This window comes from Streptomyces sp. NPDC057939, assembly GCF_042887545.1.
Lineage (GTDB): Bacteria > Actinomycetota > Actinomycetes > Streptomycetales > Streptomycetaceae > Streptomyces.
Genome location: NZ_JBHVPG010000059.1, coordinates 17,287 through 36,914, shown reverse-complemented (window position 1 = coordinate 36,914; position 19,628 = coordinate 17,287). Strand labels below are relative to the sequence as shown.

Sequence of the window (19,628 nt, the reverse complement as noted above, 5' to 3'; positions counted from 1 at the left end):
GGGGAGGATGGGGTCATGGACACGCTGACCGGACTGCTCGAAGGGCCCAAGGCCCGCGGTGCCCACCTGCAGAAGTCCGTCTTCAACCCGCCCTGGTCGCTGCGGGTCGAGGACCGGGCGCCGCTCTCGGTGATGACACCCGTACGCGGCACGGCCTGGCTGGTGCCCGACGAGGGCGAGCCGGTCCTGATCGGCCCCGGTGACGTGGCCGTCGTACGGGGCCCCGTGCCGTACACCGTGGCGGACGCCCCGGGCACCCCGGTGCAGGTCACCGTGGGCCCGGACCAGCGGTGCAGCACCGGGGACGGCGAGGACGTCACCGACACCATGGCGTTGGGGGTGCGCACCTGGGGGGCGCGGGCCGTCGACGCCGGATCGGTGGTCCTGCTGAGCGGCACCTACCAGGCGCCCGGCGAGATCGGCCGGCGGCTGCTGGGAACACTGCCCACGGTGCTGGTCCGCCCCGCGGGCACCGCGGACGCCACCTTGATCACACTGCTGGCCGCGGAGGTGTCCCGGGACGAGCCCGGTCAGGAGATCGTCCTGGACCGGCTGCTCGACCTGCTGCTGATCGGGGTCCTGCGGGCCTGGCTCGCCGCGCCCGGCTCGGGGGCGCCCGCCTGGTACCGGGCGCAGGGCGACCCCGTGGTGGGGGTGGCGCTGCGGCTGCTGCACGAGAACCCCGCGCACGGCTGGACGGTCGAGGAGCTCGCCCGCAAGGCCGGGGTGTCGCGCGCCTCGATGGCCCGCCGCTTCACTCAGCTCGTCGGCGAGCCGCCGGTCGCCTACCTGACGGGCTGGCGCATCGCCCTGGCCGCCGACCTGCTGCGCGAGCCGGGCGCCACGGTGGCGACGGTGGCCCGCCGGGTCGGCTACGGCACGCCGTTCGCGCTGTCGGCGGCCTTCAAGCGGGTACGGGGGGTCAGCCCGCAGGAGTACCGGTCCGGGGCGGCGCCGTCCTCCACGGGGGTGGGGGTGGGACGCACCGTCGTGCTGCCGTAGGGCCTACCGGGGCCCTCGGGGGACGGGGAGGACGGCGACCGTCTGGTCGCCGCTGATCTCGCCCGTCGGCCGGAAGCCCAGGCCGAGGTAGAAAGGCTCCGGGCTGCCCTGAGCGCGGCTCCAGCAGACGTGGGCCTCGGCCGCACCGCGCGTCCGCAGTTCCTGGAGGACGGCGCCCACCGCGAAACGGCCGTAGCCCTTGCCCTGGTGGCCGGAGGCGATGTTGAGCCGCCAGATGCCGGAGCGGCGTTCGTCCGGGTCCTTCGCGGGGTTCCACACGATGTCGAGGAAGGCCATGACGAAGCCGACGACCTCGTCACCGTCGACGACGGCCCGCGGCCAGGCCACCGGACCGTGGACGTACGCCTCCGCCAGCGACTTCACGACGGGGGAGACGAGGTGTTCCTGGGCCGGGGCGACCCGTACCGCGCACACCGCCTCGAAGTTCTCCTCCGTGACGGGCACCAGTCGCAGTGATGAGCTGATCATGTTCCAAGCGTACGGTCCGCTCACCGGGGCATAAACTGATCACGGACGACCATGGAACGGGCGGGAGGCAGCAGTTGACGCGGGAGCGGATCCTCGTGACGGGAAGCACCGGCTTCGTCGGTTCGCACGTGACGGCACTGCTGTCCGAGAACGGCGGCCCCGCGCTCCGGCTCCTGACCCACCACCGGAACCCACCCGTCGGCGCGGCCGGCGCCGAGGTCGTGACCGGCGACCTCACCGATCCCGCCTCCCTGCGCGGGATCTGCGAGGGCGTCACCACCGTCCTGCACCTCGCGGCCCGTATCGGGGGTACCGAGGACGAGTGTCGGGCGGTCAACGTGGAAGGGACCCGCGCGCTGCTGGCGGAGGCCGCGCGGGCCGGGGTACGGCGCTTCGTTCAACTGGGCACCGCCGCCGTGTACCGGGACGTTCCGCACCGGGGCGAGGCCGAGGGACAGTTGGAGGAACGGCCTTCCTCCCCCACCAGCGTCACGCGGCTGGAGGGCGAGCGGCTGGTCCTCGCGGCGGGCGGAACCGTCCTGCGCCCGCACCTGGTCTACGGGCGCGGCGACATCTGGCTTGTTCCCGCTCTGGTGCAGCTGATGGACGCACTGCCGAACTGGGTGGACGGCGGCCGTGCGCGCATCTCGATGATCTCCGCGGATGCGCTCGCGGGGGCCCTCGTGGCTCTGACCCGGCTGCCCGAGCTGCCCCGCGGGCAGGTGCTGCACGCGAGTCATCCGGAGCCGGTCACCTGTCGCGAGCTGATCACCACCGTGGGGCGGGCATTCGGAATCGCCCTGCCGGAAGGCGACGTCACCTTCGACGAGGCGCTGGAACGAACGGGGGCGGCCGGCGATCCGGCCACCCGGCGCAGGCTTTCCCTGCTGACCACCGACCACTGGTACGACAGCGGCGCGCTGTGGAAGCTGGTCGGTGCCGAACCGGGTCCGCGACTGACGGAGGGGTTCGGGGCGTACGCCTCCTGGTACCGGGAGCGGTTGGGGCTGTGAGCCGTGCGGGAGGCGGGTTCCGTCAGTGGTCCGCGACGGTACCGGTGACGGTGGCCTCGAAGGTCTTCACGTCGCCTTGGCGCCCGGTGACCTGGACCACGCGGACGTCGGGGTCCGACGAATGGGCGATCTCGGTCTCGATCCAGCAGGGGATCTCGAACTCGGCGTAGTTGTGGAAGAAGGTCTCGATGCCGGTGGGTCGGAACGGTTCCCCCTCCAGGACGCCGCAGGCCGCCTGACGGGCCGCCTCGATCAGCACCATGCCCGGCTGGTGGTCGTTGGGGTGCTCGAAGAGGACCGGGTGCCCGAAGTGGGGGCTGAGCAACCAGCGCCCCGGCCGGTCGCCGGGAGAGAGCACCACGTCGGTCGGGAAGACCCGGCCGGCGGATGCGGCGGGAATCGGGGCCGGGCGCGGCACGTCCCACAGCGAGGACGAGGAGGCTGCCGCGTACGTGCCCCGCAGTCTTCGGTAGACCGCCGGTGAGACGCAGCTGAAGAGCCCCGTACCGGTGGCGGCGACACGGTTGCCGCGTCGGACGGTCACCTCGATGAACCCCGAGAAGCGGTTGCCCTGCCAGGCGAAGTCCCGGCAGACCACGATGAGCTCGAGGTCGCTCGGGTTGGCGCCGATGAGCAGCTCGGACGGCTCGGTCTTGAACCCGAGGCTCCAGACCAGGGCGTTGTGCGTCAGCGGTACGCCGTACTCCGCGTGGGCCAGCAGGAGTGCCGACTGACGGATGGTCTCCGCCGCCTGCACCGGGTCATGGCTGAGACCGTCGGAGGTCGTGAAGAAGCTGTGGGCGCGGGGCCACTGGGCGGTGACGCGGAAGACCTCGTCGCCCAGGCGTTCGTAGCCCGTCAAGAACACTTCGGCTATCGCGCTCCGGTGGACATACTCCCGGGGAACGGTGCTCGTGAGCGGCTGGATGTCGTTGCAGCGCGTCGTCCACTGACCGCCCCCCGTACGCGGGTTGGACGGTGCGGCGATGTTGTTCTCGAACGTGAGCAGGGTCATGGACCTCTCCGCAGAGTCGAGGTGACGGATGGAACGAGCACTCTGAAGACGTAAGATACGTACTCTCCGGTTTTATTTGCAAGGAAAGAGAGCCTTCCGCTTATCGAACGCGCCCCCGCCGGACCGTCGGGAAGAGTCGCTCGACGAGGCGCACCGCTGCCCCGACTGTAGGCGCCACAGGCGCAACTGCGGGGTAGGAGGCCTACCAGAGGGGTCCGGAGGAGGGGGATGAAATGAGCCAAGCCCGCTCAAGAAAGAACCGACCGGGCGGTTGTTTCATTGGATCACTCTAGGTAATGATCTACCGAGGGGTTGATGTGGACTTCCCGCATCCGTGGGAAACGCGCCCGCCATGTGCCGTTCGGGCTGCACTTGCATGAAGGCCCGCACGCGTAGGCGCTATGGTTTGCGGGTTGATAAAATACGGACCTTCTGGTTGGTTTCAATGGGGGGAGGGGGCCTCTAGGAGCCCGTCCGTAGTCACCCTTTGTATCGGAGGCATCGTGGCACGTCAGGAGCGTGCAGTGCGCACGCGTCGTGTGATCTTGGAAGCGGCAGCCGCCGTCTTCGACGAGCGGGGATACGAGGCCGCCACCATCGCGGACATCCTTGCCAAGGCCGGGGTCACCAAGGGCGCGCTGTACTTTCATTTCGCCTCGAAGCAGGAGCTCGCCCGCGGCATCCTCGACGAGCAGTACACCGAGGGGACCGTTCCTCCGCGCGAGGTCAAGCTCCAGGAGCTCTTCGACCTGGGCATGGTGCTGGCCTACCGGGTGCGCCACAACCCCATGCTCAGCGCCGGTACCAGGCTCTCCCTCGGGCCCGACATGCGTGAGATCTTCGGCGGAGGGTCCGTGCCCGGCTGGATCCAGGTGACCGAGGAGGTGATCCTGCAGGCCAAGGCGCAAGGGGAGCTTCTTCCCCACGTGAACACCGCGGAAGCGGCCTGGGCCCTGTCCGCCGGCTGGGCGGGGGTGCAGATCTACTCGCAGACCATGACCGACCGCGCCGACATCGAGTACCGGGTCTCGGTCTTCTATCAGCACTTCTACCCCAGCATCGCGGTCCCCGCGGTGCTCGCCCGGCTGGATCTGTCGCCGGACCGCGGGTCGCAGGTGGCGGCCGAGATCAGGATTCTCGACGCGGCTGCGGCCGAGGCCGAGGCGGACGCCGCGTCGGAGCCCGCCCGGACCTGAGTCGCGCTCGAGCGCGACTCAGAGTTCCTTCGACGATCACCACACACCATGGGCGGACATTCGTGGTCCCCGGCAAACCGCTAGGGCGGTTTGTGGGAGTCCCTCATGGTCAAGCAAGAACGTGCAGCCCGTACGCGAGACACTCTGGTCCGTGCCGCCGCCGAGGTGTTCGCCGAGGAGGGCTTCGGCACGGCCTCCATCTCGGCCATCAGCAGGCGCGCCGGCGTCAGTACGGGCGGGCTGCACTTCCACTTCGGCAGCAAGGGCGCGCTGGCAGAAGCCGTGGCCGAGCGGGCGTCGGAGAAGCTGCGCGCCATCACGGTGTCCCGACGCTCCGGCGGCGACGTCCTCCAGACACTGGTCGATTCCAGCCATGATCTGATGGCGCTGCTGGAGCGGGATCCCGTGGTTCGCGCGGGGTTCGGGCTGTCCGGCGGCGGGGCGGCTCCTGCGGCCGTCCGCTTCGGCGGAGCCGGGTGGGACTTGCGCACGCAGTGGCAGCGGTGGGTCGAGGCCACGTTCCGCGCCGCCGACCAGGAGGGCCGGCTGGCCGAGGAGGTGTCCCCGCAGGCGGCGGCCGCCGCCGTGGTGGCGGCGATGGTCGGTTTCGGGGTCCTCGGGGCCGGCGGGTTCCCCCGTGTCGGCCCCTCCCCGCTCGCCCGCTACTGGGCCCTGACGCTGCCGCGGCTCGCCGCGCCCGGTTCGCTCGAAGAGCTGACGCCCGGTGGTTCGGGTGCTCCCCGTGGCGCAGTACCCCGTAGATCAAGTTAACCCACCGACCGGACCAGATGGTTGGTTCTGGCGGCCCGAATCCCCTCGGAGAACCCTCCGAGGGGATTTTTTTCTGTGGCTCCAGAGGGCTCGAAGGTGGCCTCACGGCCCCCTCGGAGAGTGAAACTCGCAGCTCAGAGGCCATCTAGGGGGTTGTGTCCGGCGATGACGCGAGAGAAACGGCATAGCCGGTTTGGTATTGACAAACCGGCTCAGCTGTTTTTTGCTCATTCCAGCGAAAGTCAAGGGCTCATCCATGGACGAAGCAGGGGAGTACGACGTGGACATCGATGTACTGGGTGCACTGGCCGTGCGGGAGAACGGGACCTCCATCACGCCAACCGCCGCCAAGCCGCGTCAGGTGCTGGCCCTCCTGGCCCTCCATGCCGACCAGGTCGTGCCGGTCTCGGCTCTGATCGAGGAGCTGTGGGGCGCCGAACCGCCGCGCAGCGCCCGCACCACCTTGCAGACGTACGTCCTCCAGCTCCGCTCCCTCATCGCGACGGCGCTCAAGGACACCGACGGCAGCCGGACCCCCAAGGACGTGCTCGTCACCCTGCCCGGCGGCTACATGCTCAACAGCGCCGGCGGCACCAGCGATGTCCGCGAATTCGACCGGCTGGCCGGATTGGGCTACCGGGCGATGGACGCGGGTGACGCGGCCGGCGCGGCGCGGCTGCTGCGCGAGGCCCTCTCCCTGTGGTCGGGGCCGGCCTTCGCCGACGTCCACGGCGGAGTGCAACTGGACATGGAGACGCGCCGGCTGGAGGAGACCCGGCTGTGCGCCCTCGACCAGCGCATCGAGGCCGACCTCAAGCTCGGCCGGCACCGGGAACTGCTCGCGGAGCTGACGGTCCTGGCCAGCCGCTACCGCATCCACGAGAACCTGCACGGCCAGTTCATGCTCGCCCTGCACCGCTCCGGCCGTCGCGGCGAGGCCCTCAGCGTCTACCAGCGGCTGCGCGCCACGCTCGTGCGCGAGCTCGGGATCGAGCCGTCCGCCGCCCTGCGAAGCCTCCAGCGGTCGATCCTGATGACCGGTCCCGAAAACCCGGCCGCGGTCCCGGCGGCAGCCCGAAAGCGGTTGGCACAGGTGGGTTGATTCACCAGGAGAATCGGTGGGAGAAGAGCCGGCCGGCGCCTGATTGTGCAGGCACCTTTCGAAACTCTCCGGAAGGCTCGGAGAAAAGGCTTGGCCGGGCAATTCTCAACTCTTTCCGGAAGAAGTCCCACCGGTTGTTCAGCCTCGTCAGAGAGGGTTCCGGGGAGTCAACCGGAATCATGTGCACGAAATCCGTCGGATGTTCGTCCGCTGCGGAGCCCTGCTCGATGTCGGCTTGAGATTCCGGTGATACGGCGGTGGGACGACATACCGTCATGTTGGTCGAATGCTGAAAACCGAGAGTGCGTCGACGAAATACGGAGGGGAGACGGGAGACCGTGAAGATTCAGGTTCTGGGTCCGTTGAGTGCCGAGGTCAACGGGGCATCGATCGTTCCCACGGCGGGCAAGCCGCGTCAGATCCTGGCGCTTCTCGCGCTCTACCCGGGCCGGGTGATGCCCGTGCCGACGCTCATGGAGGAGATCTGGGGGACCAAGCTGCCCGACAGCGCCCTCACCACCCTGCAGACGTACATCCTCCAGCTCCGCCGCCGGCTGGGCACCGCGATGGGGCCGGGCGCCCCGGGCACGGCCAAGGACGTGCTCGCCACCCGGCACGGCGGCTACCTGCTCCAGATCCCGCCGGAGTCCGTGGACGTCCACGCGTACGACGCCCTCGTCGCCGGCGGCCAGCAGGCCTTCGACGACGGTGACGACGAACGCGCGGCGGACCTGCTGCGCAAGGCGCTCGCCCTGTGGCAGGGTCCCGCCCTGGTCGACGTACGGGTGGGGCCGATCCTGGAGATCGAGGTGTTGCGGCTCGCGGAGAGTCGCCTCGTGACGACCGAGCGGCGCATCGACGTCGACCTCAGGCTCGGCCGGCACAGCGAACTCCTGGCCGAACTGACCGAGTTGATGGCCCGCAACCCGCAGCACGAGGGCCTGCACTCGCAGGCGATGGTCGCCCTGTACCGTTCGGGGCGGCAGGCGACCGCGCTGGACGTGTACCGCCGGCTACGGGCCCGGCTGATCGGCGAACTGGGGGTCGAGCCCTCGCAGCAACTCCAGCGCCTGCACCAGGCGATGCTGCGCGTCGACCCGGCGCTGGACGTGATGGCCGGACCGCGCCGCAGCTCGACCTTCGACCTGTACGCGGCCTGAGCGGTCGTTCCGGACGGACGGGGGCGAACCGCGAAACTCCGGCAGGGGCTCCAGCAGGGCCTCCAGCAGCGCTGTGCCCACGATTGAGGAACCCTCCACCGGGCCCCGCCAGGCTCGCGGCGCGCCGGTATGCGCACCCGCGCCGGCGGACGAGGAGAAGGGCAAGCCATGGACCGGCTGGAACTCACCGATCTGACCCGCATCCTGCGGGTTTGGGGAGGCGAGGACGAGTGCGTCGAGCTGAACGAGGAAGTCCAGGACCTCTACTGGGAGGAGCTGGGCTACGACAGCCTCTGTGTCCTCCAGACCACCGGCTCGGTGGAGCGGCGCTTCGACGTCCTCCTCGACGGGGAACTCCTCGAACTGGCCGACACCCCTCGCCGGTTCCTCGCCCTGGTCAACGCCGTGCTGAGCAGCCGGGCGGGGGTCTGACCGGCATCGGCCCGCTCCCCGGACGGTACGAGGAGCGGTGCGCCCGGCTCCTGCGGGGCTCCACCCGCGCTCGACGCGTGATCCGGCGAACGAGGACATGCTCTGCGTCAAGCGTTGAGAGAGGTGTCTGATGTCTGTCGAGCGAGCACACCGGATGTCACACGCGGTCGACGCGGCCGCGCCCGCCGCAGTCCTGTACGCGCTGGTGGCCGACACCACCCAGTGGCCGCTGTTCCTACCGGACAGCATTCACGTGGAACGTCTCGACTTCGACGGGACCACGGACCGCCATTACCAGTGGGCCTTCGTCGACGGGACCCCGCAGCCGTCGCTGTGGCGGCGCACCCTGGACGCCCGGCGGCGGCGCGTCGAATTCCGCGAGGAGCGGTCCGGGGGACCCGTCACGACGACGGGCGGGAGCTGGAGCGTCGAGGAACTCGCCCCCGGCTGGTCCCGGCTGACGTGGCAACAGGACGTGATCGTCACCGCGGAGCGGGCGGCGGACGCCGAGCGGCTGCTGGCGTCCGCCCGGGCAGCCGGGTGTACGGCCCTGAACCGGCTGCGGACCGCGGCGGAGGGCTGGCGGCGCCTCGACGCGACGGCCCTCTCCTTCGAGGAGTCCGTACGCGTCCAGGGACCGGCGGAACCGGTCTACGAGTTCCTGTACGGGGTGGGCTCCTGGCCCGGCCGGGTGCCGCACGTCGTACGCGCCGAGGTGACCGAGGACAGCCCCGGTGTCCAGCGCACGACGCTGGTCAACCTGGCCGGGGACGGAACCGCCTACACCACCGAGTCCGTACGGGTGTGCTTCCCGGCGGCCGGCCGGATCCTCTTCAAGCAGCTGCGCCCGCACGCCCTGCTGAGCGCGCACACCGGCGAATGGTCGGTGGAGCCCGACGCGACCGGAGTCACCGTGGTCGCCCGGCACGACGTCCTGCTGGACGAGGGGGCCGTGGAGCGGGTGCTCGGCCCGGACGCGGACCTCGCGCGGGCCCGCCGGTACGTGCGCGAGGAACTCGGCGCCGAGAGTAGGGCCACTCTCGGGCCGGCCCAGCAGCACGCCCGGGAATCGGTCAGGTCGCTGCGGTCGGTCTGAGGTACGCGCGCGGCCCCGGTGCTCCCGCCGGGGCCGCGGTGCGTGCGTTCCGGTCCCGCGGGTCACCGAACGGGCCCGCCTAGCCGGTCCGGCAGCCGGCGCCCGGGGCGTCGCGGGCGGGACGGGCGCCGGGCAGTGCGGGGGCCGCCAGGCACGGCATGACCACCCGCCAGAAGCCGGTCACGGTCCGGCGGGCGAGCCACCGCGGGTCGTCCCGGCCCAGCACCGCGAATCCGTAAGTCGCGGCGACCACCGTGGACGCCGCGCTCAGGTCCGAGACGCCGGGGATCAACTCGCCCTCCTCCCGGGCCTCGGCCAGCAGCCGGCGGACGTACGCGTGCCAATCGCCGAGCAGGGTGAGGGCCGGGGCGTACGCGGGTTCCCGGGCGAGCTGGAGGCCGGTCCGCGCCACCACGTCGTGCAGGAGCACCCCGGCCAGGGCGTGCGTGCTGTCGGCCAGGGCCTGTAGGGCCGAGGTCCGCTGTGCGTACACCTCGTGAGCGGTGGTGCGCAGGATCCGGGCGGCCGCCGTCTCGACGGCCGCACCCACCGCCGTCTTGTTCTCGAAGTGGAAATGCAGGGCACCCGGGCTCACTCCGGCTCCGGCACTGATCATGCTCAGTGTCGCGTCCGCGTACCCGCGCTGTCCGAACACCGTCGCCGCCGACTCGATCAGTGCCCGGCGGGTTCGGACAGCGCGTTCTTGTCTCATCACGCATTGCTCCTGTATCGGATTCCCACCCACATTAAACCGCCCCGTTGGTATTACACACCATGGCGGAGGGGCGGTTCAGCCGAGGTAGTAGCGATTTCGGACAGCCATTGGTCCGTTTTGGAGTAAATGTCATGCAAATGGTGGGCGCTTACAGCCTTTGACAAACCGACGAAGCGGTTTGTATCTTCTTGACGTTGGCTCAACTGAGCTTGAGGGAGGGGGGCAGATGAACCAGCGTTCCTACGCTGTGCTGGAACCTCACACGGCCGCTGCGGGAGTGAACGGCGGGTTCTCACTTGCGGAGGGTCTGAGAGCACCACAGAACAGTTCGGTCCAGTCGGTGCTGTGGCGGATCCTCATCGTCGAGAGCAACGCCGTCGAGGCCGAGACCTTGGCCCGCGGCCTGCGCCGCCACGGCCACGAGGTCGACATCGTGGCCACCGGTAGCGAGGCGCTGCGCAGTTACGCCGACGCCGACCTGGTGCTCCTCGACCTCGAACTGCCCGATCTGGACGGTCTGGAGGTCTGCCGGGGTATCCGTGCGGCGCATGAGATCCCCGTGATCGCTGTCACCGGCCGGGGCAGCGAACTCGACCGGGTCCTGGGCCTGCAGGCCGGCGCCGACGACTACTTGGCCAAGCCCTACGGGTTCCGTGAGCTGATGGCCCGGATGGAAGCGGTCATGCGTCGGTCACGGCCGTCCCGTCCGGTCGCGGCCACCATCACCTGCGGGCCGTTGCGGATCGACGCGGGCACGCGGGAGGTGACCTTGAACGGGGAGCCCGTCGAGACCACCCGCAAGGAATTCGACATGCTCTACCTCCTCGCCTCCCATCCCGACACCGTCATCCCCCGCAAGATGCTGATGCAGCAGGTCTGGGGTGACTCCTGGTCCCGCCGCACCGTCGACACGCACGTCAGCACGTTGCGCAACAAGATCGGGGCCGGCTGGATCATCACGATCCGCGGAGTCGGTTTCCGCTTCGGCCAGGGCTGAGGCGGGCTCCGGAGCCGGATCCGGATCCCGGTCCGGCAGGAGACGCGGAACCAGAACCGCCCTGCGGTGCGCGGGCGGATGACGAGCAGGGCCGAGGCGAGCCAAGGGGGACGGACATGACCGTGACGGCGCTGTGCCACGGGGAGGGCTGCCGCGGCGACCGCTCCGACGGACGCGGCCGGCGGCGTACGGTCCAGGGCAGCAGGTTGTGCCAGTCCTGCCGGGACCACTTCGGCGCGGGCCTGGCCGAACTGGCGCACCTCTACGAGGAGTGCGGGCGGGTGCTCGGCGGCGGAGCTCCGGGCAGCTTGCGCGAACGGACCACGGGCGGTGAACACCCCGGCCTGCCCTTCAACGCGGCGGCGGCCGACGTGCGCGCCCGGATGGTGTCCGTACTCGGCTCCTGGAGCGGCCTGGTCGCACAGCAGCGGGGCTGTGCCTCTCCGCCGCGCAACGCCGCGGCGCTCACCGCGTTCCTGCTGCGCAACGCCGACTGGCTCGCGGCCCATCCGGCAGTGGCAGAGGTCACCGAGGAGATAGCCCGGCTGGTGCGGGCGGGACGCCGCGCCGCCTTCCCTGACCCGACACGGACCATCAGGCTCGGCGCATGCCCCGAGCCCGACTGCTCGGGCGCCCTCGCCCTGGCCGTGCGCGACCGGGTCCGGCCCACCGGTCCGGCGATCGTGTGCGACGCCGACCGGGGCCACCGCTGGACCAGCGAACGCTGGAGCGAGCTGAGCGATTCCATGGAGCCGGTGCGCCCGGCGGGGAGCACCGACGACGCCGCCGCGGCGGCCGTCCCCACCGAACGCTGGCTGACCGCCGCGGACATCGCGCGGCTGTGGCACGCCCCGACGGGCACCGTCTACCGACTCGCGAGCGAGGAGCGATGGCGCAGGCGCAACCGCGCGGGGCGCACCTACTACAGCGAGACCGATGTCCGTGCCTGCTTCAGTCGCCGGGCCGCGCGCGGTTGACCGTCCGCGCGCGGCCGACCTTCGTCATGTTGCCTATCGCATACGGCGCGCGTACGGAGACGTGCGGGAGCGCGCACGGTCGGTACGGGCGCGCGCGAGCACGCACAGCGTTCGGTAGGGCCCGGATCGAACGGTCTGACCTGCGCTTGACCTTCGCTTGGCCCTGATCCGACTCAGCGGACCAGCTCTTGTGGAACCTGACCGAGTCCTGAATCCGCCGCCATTGAATGCCCTCTCGTCTCCGAAGAACCTTGTAGTCAAGATCCGGTGCACTGTCCCCGGAGGCGAATTCGAGGAGACCTGATGGACGCCCCTGTGATCGTCGTCGGCGCGGGCCCGGCGGGCATGATGCTCGCCGGTGAACTGCGGCTGGCGGGAGTCGCCGTCGTCGTCCTGGAACGCCTGGAACGGCGTACGGGCGAATCACGCGGCCTCGGTTTCACCGCGCGCACGCTGGAGACCTTCGACCAGCGCGGCATCCTCGCGCGGTTCGGTGACGTCGAGACGAGCACGCTCGGGCACTTCGGCGGCCTGCCCCTCGACTTCGGGGTGCTCGACGGCGCCTGCCAAGCGGCGAAGAGCGTGCCGCAGTCCGTCACCGAGACCCACCTGGAGGACTGGGCCACCGGTCTGGGCGCCGACATCCGTCGGGGCCACGCGGTCGTCTCCGTCCACGACGACGGGGACGGCGTCGATGTCGTCGTGGACGGTCCCGCCGGCCGGCACACCCTGCGCGCGGCCTACCTGGTGGGCTGCGACGGCGGCCGCAGCACCGTCCGCAAGGCGGCGGGCTTCGACTTCCCCGGCACGGCGGCCACCATGGAGATGTACCTCGCCGACATCAAGGGCATCGAACTGAAGCCCCGCATGATCGGCGAGACCCTGCCGGGCGGCATGGTGATGGTGGGTCCGCTCCCCGGCGGCACCACCCGCATCGTGGTCTGCGAGCGGGGCACACCGCCGCGCCGGCGCGAGAGCCCGCCCTCCTTCGACGAGGTCGCCGCCGCCTGGCAGCGGCTGACCGGGGACGACATATCGGCCGCCGAGCCGGTGTGGGTGAGCGCCTTCGGCGACGCGACCCGGCAGGTCACCGAGTACCGGCGCGGCCGGGTGATCCTGGCCGGCGACTCCGCCCACATCCACCTGCCCGCCGGGGGCCAGGGCATGAACACCGGCATCCAGGACTCGGTCAACCTCGGCTGGAAGCTCGCCGCGGTGGTGCGGGGCACGGCCCCGCCGACCCTGCTCGACACCTACCACCGCGAGCGGCACGCGGTCGGCAAGCGGCTGCTGATGAACACCCGGGCCCAGGGGCTGCTGTTCCTGAGCGGCGCGGAGGTGCAACCACTGCGGGACTCGCTGCGCGAGCTGATGGCGTACGAGGACGTGGCCCGCCACCTCGCGGCCATGGTGAGCGGCCTGGAGATCGCCTATGAGGTGGGCAGCGGCAACCACCCGCTCCTCGGCCGGCGCATGCCGCGCCTGGAGCTGACCACCGGCGCGGACGGTCGGACCTCCAGCACCGAACTGCTGCACTCCGCCCGCGGCGTGCTGCTCGACCTGAACGACAACCCGCAGGTCCGCCGACGCGCCGCGCCCTGGGCCGACCGGGTCGACATCGTCACCGCCCAACCATCCGCGGGTTCCGCACCCGAGGACCTCGGCGACACAGCCGCCCTGCTGGTGCGGCCGGACGGCTATGTCGCCTGGGCCGCGCCGGGCAGCCACCACGACCTGCCGATGGCGCTCGAACGTTGGTTCGGGCCTGTCTGAGTCGCCGGCCGATCCGACCACCGGCAGGTCGCCCCCGCGACCGTCGCCGGGCGAGCACGTCACGAGGAGGAAACCCCCGCATGACAACGCCACGGGCAATGATCGAGCGCCCCCCGTCAAGAACGGCCGAGGAGCGTCGGAGCATTGTCCGCGCCGCGCGGACGGTGCTGGCCCGCGAAGGATGGTCGCGCTGCACCCGAGAGGCGACGGCGGCCGAGGCGGGAACTTCACCGGACACCGTGGAGCAGCACTTTCCGGACCAGGAAGAGCTGCTGCTGAGTGTGCTCCTGGACAGTTCCGCCTCCGTCGCCGCTGCCCTCGCGGCCGTCGCCGAGAGCCACCTGGAGGAGATCACCGACCTGGAACAGGGGCTCGCCGCACTCGGCAGGGCGTGGCTGGCTCCGCTGGAGGCGTTCCGCGAGCACTTCGCCATCGTCCGACACGTCAGTGCCGAGGTCACCCGATTGCCGATCGAGGCCGTCGAGAAGTGGCAGGCCACCGGCCCCCGACAGGCCCGTCGGGAGCTGGCTCTGCGCCTGCGGCGGGTCGCCGCACGCGGCCTGCTCGACATCGCGGACGCCGATCAGGCGGCGGAACGTTTCATCCTGCTGGTCCCCTCCGGCGTCGTCCAGCGTTCCTTCCTCGGCGCGCTGCCCTTGGCGAAAGCCGAGTCCGACGCCCTCATCGCAGACGGTGTGGCGGACTTCATCCGCCTGTACCGGCCCTGACCCCACGCCCAATCCCGGAAAGAGAGACACCTGATGCAGCACAGCAACCTGATCGTGGCCCGGATGGACAGCATGTCGAGCGAACAAGTGGCGCAGCTCTTCACAGAGTTCGACAAGACCGACATGCCGGAGCGCATGGGGACCCTGCGGCGCCGCCTGTTCAAGTACAACGGCCTCTACTTCCACCTCCAGGACTTCGCCGAGGACGACGGTGGCCAGCGCATCCAGGAGTCCCGCACCGACCCGCGCTTCATGAAGATCAGCCACGATCTGCTCCCATTCATCCAGCCCTACGACCCGACGACCTGGCGCACCCCTGCCGACGCCATGGCCACCCGCTTCTACGACTGGACGGCATCGGAATGAGGTGCGACCACGCCGACAGGAGGGGAGGGCCGTGCCGGTGGCTCGCCGGGTAGTGATCACAGGGCTCGGGGTGCTGGCACCGGGAGGCATCGGGACCGGGAACTTCTGGAACCTGCTGAGCTCGGGGCGTACCGCGACCCGCGGGATCACGCTCTTCGACCCCTCCGCGTTCCGCTCGCGGGTTGCGGCCGAGGTCGACTTCGAGCCCGCACTGCACGGACTGACCGCCGAGGAAGAGCGCCGCATGGACCGCGCGGCCCAGTTCGCGGTGGTGTCGGCGCGGGAGGCGCTCACCGACAGCGGCCTCGACTTCGCCGGATTCGACCCGCACCGCACCGGGGTCGGCATCGGCACCGGCGTCGGGGCAGTGGGCAGCCTCGACAGGGCGTACCGCGCGGCCAGCGATGACGGCCGGCTCGACGCGGTCGACCACACCTCCGTGCCGGCCGCCCTGTACAGCCACTTCGTGCCCAGTTCCTTCGCGACCGAAGTGGCCTGGGCCATCGGTGCGGAGGGGCCGTCCACGGTCGTTTCCACCGGCTGCACCTCCGGCATCGATTCCGTCGCCCACGCGGCGGATCTGATCCGCGAGGGCAGCGTCGACATCATGATCACTGGTGCGACGGATGCCCCGATCTCACCGATCACCCTCGCGTGCTTCGATGCGATCAAGGCGACGACCTCGCTCAACGACGAACCGGAGACCGCGTCCCGGCCCTTCGACGCCTCCCGCAAGGGCTTCGTCCTGGGGGAGGGCGCTGCCGTCTTCGTACTGGAGGAACTGGAGAGCGCCCGCCGACGCGGGGCGCACATCTACGCGGAGATCGCCGGCTACTCCTCGCGGTCCAGCGCCTTCCACATGACGGGGCTGCGCCCCGACGGCCGCGAGATGGCGGAGGCCATCACGGCGGCTCTGGACGAGGCGCGGCTGAACCCGGAGGACGTCGACTACGTCAACGCGCACGGCTCGGGTACCAAGCAGAACGACCGGCACGAGACGGCCGCGTACCGGCTGGCCCTGGGCCGACACGCCTACGCGACCCCGGTGAGTTCCGTCAAGTCGATGATCGGGCACTCGCTGGGGTCGGTCGGTTCCATCGAGATCGCCGCCTCCGTGCTGGCGATGGAGAACCACGTGGTGCCGCCCACGGCGAACCTGCGGACCCTCGACCCGGAGTGCGACCTCGACTACGTCCCGCTCACCGCGCGCGAGCACCGGACCGACGCCGTCCTCACGGTCAGCAGCGGCTTCGGAGGGTTCCAGAGCGCGCTGGTGTTGGCCAGGCCCGACAGGAGGACCACATGAGCGCCAGGACCCTGGTCACCGGCATCGGTGTGGCCGCCCCCAACGGCCTGGGGGCGGAGGACTACTGGGCGGCGACCCGCGTCGGCAAGAACGCGATCGGGCCCGTCACCCGCTTCGACGCGACCTCCTACCCGTCACGGTTGGCCGGCGAGATCCACGGCTTCGACGCCAAGGAGCACTTGCCGGGGCGGCTCGTGCCGCAGACCGACCGGGTCACGCAGATCGCACTCGTCGCCGCCGACTGGGCGTTCGCCGACGCGGGCCTGAGACCGGGCGACGTCGCCCCGTACGACATGGGCGTGGTCACCGCCTCCTCCTCCGGAGGCACCGAGTTCGGGCAGAACGAGCTGCGCAACCTGTGGAGCCGGGGCGCCCGACACGTCAGCGCCTACCAGTCCTTCGCATGGTTCCACGCGGTCAACAGCGGACAGATCTCCATCCGCAACGAACTGCGCGGCCCCGCCGGCGTCCTCGTCAGCGATCAGGCGGGCGGCCTCGACGCCCTCGCCCAGGCCCGGCGTCAGATCCGTAAGGGGGCGAAGCTGATGGCCACCGGCGGTTTCGACGCTTCCATCTGTTCCTGGGGGTGGGCCGCGCGGCTCGCCGAGGGCCTGCTGACGCACTCCGACCGGCCCGAGCGCGCCTACCTCCCCTTTGACGAGGAGGCGGCCGGCCAGGTACCGGGAGAGGGCGGGGCCCTCCTCGTCCTGGAGGACGAGCAGAGCGCTCGCTCCCGCGGCGCGCGCACCGTCCATGGCGAGCTCGCGGGCTACGGTGCGACGCTCGATCCCCGGCCCGGCAGCGGCCGCGAGCCCGGCTTGCGCCGTGCCATCGACGTCGCGCTCACGGACGCGGACTGTCATCCGGCCGAGGTCGACGTGGTGTTCGCCGACGCGGCGGGCACCAAGCGGCTGGACCGCGAGGAGGCCGACGCCATCACCGCGGTCTTCGGTCCGCGCGGGGTCCCGGTCACCGCCCCCAAGACGATGACCGGGCGGTTGGGCGCGGGCGCCGCGCCGGTGGACGTCGTCTCGGCGTTGCTGGCCATTCGCGAGGGCCTCATCCCGCCGACCACGAACGTGGAGCTGTCACCCGCGTACGACCTCGATCTGGTGACCGTGCGTCCCCGGACCGCCTCGGTGCGGACCGTGCTCGTCCTCGCCCGCGGCCGCGGCGGCTTCAATTCCGCGGTCGTCCTGCGCGCCGTCGACTGAGGGCCTCGGGGGTCACACCCGGGCGGCGATCGCCGCCTCCAAGCCCCGCAGCCGAAATCCCCGGGTGCGGTAAACCGATGAAGGGATCACCTTGTCCAAGCAGGAATTCACCTTCGACGATCTCAAGCGCATCCTCCTGGAGGGCGCCGGAGCCGATGAGGAAGTCGACCTGGACGGCGACGTCCTCGACCGTGACTTCGATTCGCTCGGCTACGAGTCGCTGGCGCTGCTGGAGACCGGCGGCCGCATCGAGCGCGAGTTCGGAATCACGCTCGACGACGACGTCTTCACCGACAACGACACACCGCGGTCACTGGTCGCGGCCATCAACGAGAGCCTCAAGGCACTCGTCGACGCCTAGGCCGACAGCGCCTGAAGCACCGTGGCGGCCGCCCCGACACGGCGGCCGCCACTCCATACCCCCGTTACCCCCATGTTTTTGGAGAAGAGACACATGTCGGATCAGGACAAGAGGGTCGCCGTCATCACCGGTGCCACCAGCGGGATCGGGCTGGCGGTCGCCCGCCTCCTCGCCGGTCAGGGGCACCGGGTGTTCATCGGTGCGCGGAGTGCCGATGCGGTTGCGGAGACGGTCAAGCAGTTGCAGGACGAGGGCCTGGACGTGGATGGCGGTGTCGTTGACGTTCGTTCCACGGATGAGGTTCGTGGGTGGATACAGGCCGCCGTCGACCGGTTCGGGACCGTCGATGTCGTGGTGAACAACGCCGGCCGCTCCGGTGGTGGTGTCACGGCCGACATTCCCGAGGAGCTGTGGCACGACGTCATCGACACGAACCTCAACAGCGTCTTCCGTGTCACGCAGGAGGCGCTCACGACGGGTGGTCTGCGCGGCAAGAGCCGTGGGCGGATCATCAACATCGCTTCCACGGCCGGTAAGCAGGGCGTGGTGCTGGGCGCCCCGTACTCGGCGTCCAAGCACGGCGTGGTCGGTTTCACCAAGGCGTTGGGCAACGAGCTGGCGCCCACCGGCATCACGGTCAACGCGGTGTGCCCGGGCTACGTCGAGACGCCGATGGCGCAGCGTGTCCGTCAGGGTTACGCGGCCGCCTACAACGCCACCGAGGACGCGATCCTCGAAAAGTTCCAGGCCAAGATCCCGCTCGGCCGGTACTCCACCCCCGAGGAGGTCGCCGGTCTCGTCGGCTACCTGGCCTCGGACACCGCGGCGTCGATCACCTCGCAGGCCCTCAACGTCTGCGGCGGCCTCGGCAACTTCTGATCCGGCCGGAGCACGTTCCGATCCCGCCGCATCACGTCCGTACGCGCCGCACGGCGAACCGAACCGTCCCCCCTTCCAAGGAGTCATGAGCATGTCGCAGCCGAGCCTGCGCGAGGTGGAGCACGAGATCACGATCTCCGCTCCGGCCGACGCCGTCTACCGGTTGATCGCCGAGGTCCGCAACTGGCCCCGGATCTTCCCGCCGACCATCTACGTCGACCACATTCCCGAGGGCGACAACGAGGAACGCATCCGGATCTGGGCCACCGCCAACGGCGAGGCCAAGAACTGGACCTCCCGCCGCACCCTGGATCCCGAAGGCCTGCGGATCACCTTCCGCCAGGAGATCCCGGCACCGCCCGTCGCGGCGATGGGCGGCACCTGGATCATCGAGGCGCTCTCCGCCGACGAGTCCCGGGTCCGGTTGCTGCACGACTACCGGGCCATCGACGACGACCCGGCGAGCCTGGCCTGGATCGACGAGGCCGTGGACCGCAACTCGCGTTCCGAGCTGACCGCGTTGAAGACCAACGTCGAGACGGCCCACGCCGCCGAGGACCTGACGTTCTCCTTCGAGGACACCGTCCGGATCAACGGTTCCGCCAAGGACGTGTACGACTTCATCAACGAGGCCGACAAGTGGCACGAGCGGCTGCCGCACGTGGCGACCGTCCGGTTGACCGAGGACACCCCGGGGTTGCAGGAGCTGGAGATGGACACCCGTGCCAAGGACGGTTCGGTCCACACCACCAAGTCCTACCGGGTCACGTTCCCGCACGAGCGGATCGCCTACAAGCAGACCACGCTGCCCGGGTTGATGACCCTGCACACCGGTTACTGGACGTTCGTCGAGGACGACGAGGGGGTGGCCGCCTCCTCGCAGCACACCGTCACCATCAACACCGAGAACATCACCAAGGTCCTCGGCCCGCAGGCCACCGTCGAGGACGCCAAGCAGTACGTCCACACGGCCCTCAGCACCAACAGCCGAGCCACCCTCGGCCACGCCAAGAACCACGCCGAGAACAAGGGCTGA

The 19,628-nt window shown here is 70.4% G+C and carries 21 protein-coding genes; 18 read left to right on the top strand and 3 right to left on the bottom strand.

Features of this window, described 5'->3' with window-relative positions:
• Nucleotides 1-15: 15 nt before the first annotated feature.
• Nucleotides 16-1,002: an AraC family transcriptional regulator gene (locus tag ACFVS6_RS37105; protein WP_389710954.1), complete on the top strand. Its 987-nt coding sequence runs from the start codon at nt 16-18 to the stop codon at nt 1,000-1,002.
• A gap of 3 nt (nt 1,003-1,005) precedes the next feature.
• Here ACFVS6_RS37105 and ACFVS6_RS37100 read toward each other — a convergent pair whose 3' ends face one another.
• Complete coding sequence (locus ACFVS6_RS37100; protein ID WP_389710953.1) at nt 1,006-1,491, bottom strand: GNAT family N-acetyltransferase; 486 nt, start codon at nt 1,489-1,491, stop codon at nt 1,006-1,008.
• 95 nt (nt 1,492-1,586) lie between these two features.
• Here ACFVS6_RS37100 and ACFVS6_RS37095 point away from each other — a divergent pair, with 95 nt between their 5' ends.
• Nucleotides 1,587-2,504, top strand: a complete 918-nt coding sequence (locus tag ACFVS6_RS37095; RefSeq protein ID WP_389710952.1) for an NAD-dependent epimerase/dehydratase family protein — start codon at nt 1,587-1,589, stop codon at nt 2,502-2,504.
• Between the two features lie 22 nt (nt 2,505-2,526).
• On the opposite strand, the gene ACFVS6_RS37090 is transcribed toward ACFVS6_RS37095, so the two are convergent.
• Nucleotides 2,527-3,519 carry a ScbA/BarX family gamma-butyrolactone biosynthesis protein gene (locus tag ACFVS6_RS37090; RefSeq protein ID WP_389710951.1) on the bottom strand — a complete coding sequence of 331 codons (993 nt, stop codon included), beginning with the start codon at nt 3,517-3,519 and terminating at the stop codon, nt 2,527-2,529.
• Between the two features lie 524 nt (nt 3,520-4,043).
• Between ACFVS6_RS37090 and ACFVS6_RS37085 the strand changes: the two genes are divergently transcribed.
• The 6 genes from ACFVS6_RS37085 (at nt 4,044) to ACFVS6_RS37060 (ending at nt 9,276) form a co-directional block, all read left to right on the top strand.
• On the top strand, nt 4,044-4,715 hold the full coding sequence (locus tag ACFVS6_RS37085; protein WP_389710950.1) for a ScbR family autoregulator-binding transcription factor: 672 nt from the start codon (nt 4,044-4,046) through the stop codon (nt 4,713-4,715).
• 105 nt (nt 4,716-4,820) lie between these two features.
• The gene (locus ACFVS6_RS37080) at nt 4,821-5,486 is read left to right on the top strand and encodes a ScbR family autoregulator-binding transcription factor (RefSeq protein ID WP_389710949.1); all 666 of its coding nucleotides are present in this window, start codon (nt 4,821-4,823) and stop codon (nt 5,484-5,486) included.
• Between the two features lie 280 nt (nt 5,487-5,766).
• Entirely contained in the window at nt 5,767-6,588 is an 822-nt protein-coding gene (locus tag ACFVS6_RS37075) for a BTAD domain-containing putative transcriptional regulator (protein ID WP_388904521.1), read from the top strand.
• Nucleotides 6,589-6,926: 338 nt separating this feature from the next.
• A complete protein-coding gene (locus ACFVS6_RS37070; RefSeq protein ID WP_389710948.1) occupies nt 6,927-7,748 on the top strand; it encodes a BTAD domain-containing putative transcriptional regulator in 822 nt (273 codons plus the stop codon).
• 168 nt (nt 7,749-7,916) lie between these two features.
• Nucleotides 7,917-8,180 (top strand): actinorhodin polyketide synthase, encoded by a 264-nt coding sequence (locus ACFVS6_RS37065; RefSeq protein WP_388904464.1) that lies wholly within the window; start codon nt 7,917-7,919, stop codon nt 8,178-8,180.
• A gap of 130 nt (nt 8,181-8,310) precedes the next feature.
• Entirely contained in the window at nt 8,311-9,276 is a 966-nt protein-coding gene (locus tag ACFVS6_RS37060) for an SRPBCC family protein (protein ID WP_389710947.1), read from the top strand.
• A 79-nt stretch (nt 9,277-9,355) separates the two neighbouring features.
• Here ACFVS6_RS37060 and ACFVS6_RS37055 read toward each other — a convergent pair whose 3' ends face one another.
• Nucleotides 9,356-9,988, bottom strand: coding sequence for a ScbR family autoregulator-binding transcription factor (locus tag ACFVS6_RS37055; RefSeq protein ID WP_389710946.1), 633 nt, complete (start codon nt 9,986-9,988; stop codon nt 9,356-9,358).
• A 229-nt stretch (nt 9,989-10,217) separates the two neighbouring features.
• On the opposite strand from ACFVS6_RS37055, the gene ACFVS6_RS37050 reads away from it, so the two are divergent.
• The 10 genes from ACFVS6_RS37050 to ACFVS6_RS37005 all read left to right on the top strand — a co-directional run bounded on the left by ACFVS6_RS37050 (nt 10,218) and on the right by ACFVS6_RS37005 (nt 19,628).
• The gene (locus ACFVS6_RS37050; RefSeq protein WP_389710945.1) at nt 10,218-10,988 is read left to right on the top strand and encodes a response regulator transcription factor; all 771 of its coding nucleotides are present in this window, start codon (nt 10,218-10,220) and stop codon (nt 10,986-10,988) included.
• A gap of 116 nt (nt 10,989-11,104) precedes the next feature.
• Nucleotides 11,105-11,965, top strand: a complete 861-nt coding sequence (locus ACFVS6_RS37045) for a hypothetical protein (protein ID WP_389710944.1) — start codon at nt 11,105-11,107, stop codon at nt 11,963-11,965.
• Between the two features lie 303 nt (nt 11,966-12,268).
• The gene (locus ACFVS6_RS37040; RefSeq protein WP_389710943.1) at nt 12,269-13,738 is read left to right on the top strand and encodes an FAD-dependent monooxygenase; all 1,470 of its coding nucleotides are present in this window, start codon (nt 12,269-12,271) and stop codon (nt 13,736-13,738) included.
• 98 nt (nt 13,739-13,836) lie between these two features.
• Nucleotides 13,837-14,466 carry a TetR/AcrR family transcriptional regulator C-terminal domain-containing protein gene (locus ACFVS6_RS37035; RefSeq protein ID WP_389710967.1) on the top strand — a complete coding sequence of 210 codons (630 nt, stop codon included), beginning with the start codon at nt 13,837-13,839 and terminating at the stop codon, nt 14,464-14,466.
• Nucleotides 14,467-14,499: 33 nt separating this feature from the next.
• Nucleotides 14,500-14,832, top strand: a complete 333-nt coding sequence (locus ACFVS6_RS37030) for a TcmI family type II polyketide cyclase (protein ID WP_389710942.1) — start codon at nt 14,500-14,502, stop codon at nt 14,830-14,832.
• A gap of 37 nt (nt 14,833-14,869) precedes the next feature.
• On the top strand, nt 14,870-16,138 hold the full coding sequence (locus ACFVS6_RS37025; RefSeq protein WP_389710941.1) for a beta-ketoacyl-[acyl-carrier-protein] synthase family protein: 1,269 nt from the start codon (nt 14,870-14,872) through the stop codon (nt 16,136-16,138).
• Nucleotides 16,135-17,352 (top strand): ketosynthase chain-length factor, encoded by a 1,218-nt coding sequence (locus ACFVS6_RS37020; protein ID WP_389710940.1) that lies wholly within the window; start codon nt 16,135-16,137, stop codon nt 17,350-17,352. Before ACFVS6_RS37025 ends, ACFVS6_RS37020 begins: the two co-directional genes overlap by 4 nt.
• 91 nt (nt 17,353-17,443) lie before the next feature.
• Entirely contained in the window at nt 17,444-17,713 is a 270-nt protein-coding gene (locus ACFVS6_RS37015) for an acyl carrier protein (protein WP_389710939.1), read from the top strand.
• A gap of 93 nt (nt 17,714-17,806) precedes the next feature.
• Nucleotides 17,807-18,592, top strand: a complete 786-nt coding sequence (gene fabG / locus ACFVS6_RS37010) for a 3-oxoacyl-ACP reductase FabG (RefSeq protein ID WP_389710938.1) — start codon at nt 17,807-17,809, stop codon at nt 18,590-18,592.
• Between the two features lie 91 nt (nt 18,593-18,683).
• A complete protein-coding gene (locus tag ACFVS6_RS37005; protein ID WP_389710937.1) occupies nt 18,684-19,628 on the top strand; it encodes an aromatase/cyclase in 945 nt (314 codons plus the stop codon).

Excerpts from the sequence above, each read along its gene's own strand:
- ACFVS6_RS37105 (WP_389710954.1), top strand. The coding sequence starts at position 16 with ATGGACACGCTGACCGGACTGCTCGAAGGGCCCAAGGCCCGCGGTGCC.
- ACFVS6_RS37100 (WP_389710953.1), bottom strand. The coding sequence starts at position 1,491 with ATGATCAGCTCATCACTGCGACTGGTGCCCGTCACGGAGGAGAACTTC.
- ACFVS6_RS37090 (WP_389710951.1), bottom strand. The coding sequence starts at position 3,519 with ATGACCCTGCTCACGTTCGAGAACAACATCGCCGCACCGTCCAACCCG.
- ACFVS6_RS37080 (WP_389710949.1), top strand. The coding sequence starts at position 4,821 with ATGGTCAAGCAAGAACGTGCAGCCCGTACGCGAGACACTCTGGTCCGT.
- ACFVS6_RS37065 (WP_388904464.1), top strand. The coding sequence starts at position 7,917 with ATGGACCGGCTGGAACTCACCGATCTGACCCGCATCCTGCGGGTTTGG.
- ACFVS6_RS37060 (WP_389710947.1), top strand. The coding sequence starts at position 8,311 with ATGTCTGTCGAGCGAGCACACCGGATGTCACACGCGGTCGACGCGGCC.
- ACFVS6_RS37055 (WP_389710946.1), bottom strand. The coding sequence starts at position 9,988 with ATGAGACAAGAACGCGCTGTCCGAACCCGCCGGGCACTGATCGAGTCG.
- ACFVS6_RS37050 (WP_389710945.1), top strand. The coding sequence starts at position 10,218 with ATGAACCAGCGTTCCTACGCTGTGCTGGAACCTCACACGGCCGCTGCG.
- ACFVS6_RS37045 (WP_389710944.1), top strand. The coding sequence starts at position 11,105 with ATGACCGTGACGGCGCTGTGCCACGGGGAGGGCTGCCGCGGCGACCGC.
- ACFVS6_RS37040 (WP_389710943.1), top strand. The coding sequence starts at position 12,269 with ATGGACGCCCCTGTGATCGTCGTCGGCGCGGGCCCGGCGGGCATGATG.
- ACFVS6_RS37035 (WP_389710967.1), top strand. The coding sequence starts at position 13,837 with ATGATCGAGCGCCCCCCGTCAAGAACGGCCGAGGAGCGTCGGAGCATT.
- ACFVS6_RS37030 (WP_389710942.1), top strand. The coding sequence starts at position 14,500 with ATGCAGCACAGCAACCTGATCGTGGCCCGGATGGACAGCATGTCGAGC.
- ACFVS6_RS37020 (WP_389710940.1), top strand. The coding sequence starts at position 16,135 with ATGAGCGCCAGGACCCTGGTCACCGGCATCGGTGTGGCCGCCCCCAAC.
- fabG (WP_389710938.1), top strand. The coding sequence starts at position 17,807 with ATGTCGGATCAGGACAAGAGGGTCGCCGTCATCACCGGTGCCACCAGC.
- ACFVS6_RS37005 (WP_389710937.1), top strand. The coding sequence starts at position 18,684 with ATGTCGCAGCCGAGCCTGCGCGAGGTGGAGCACGAGATCACGATCTCC.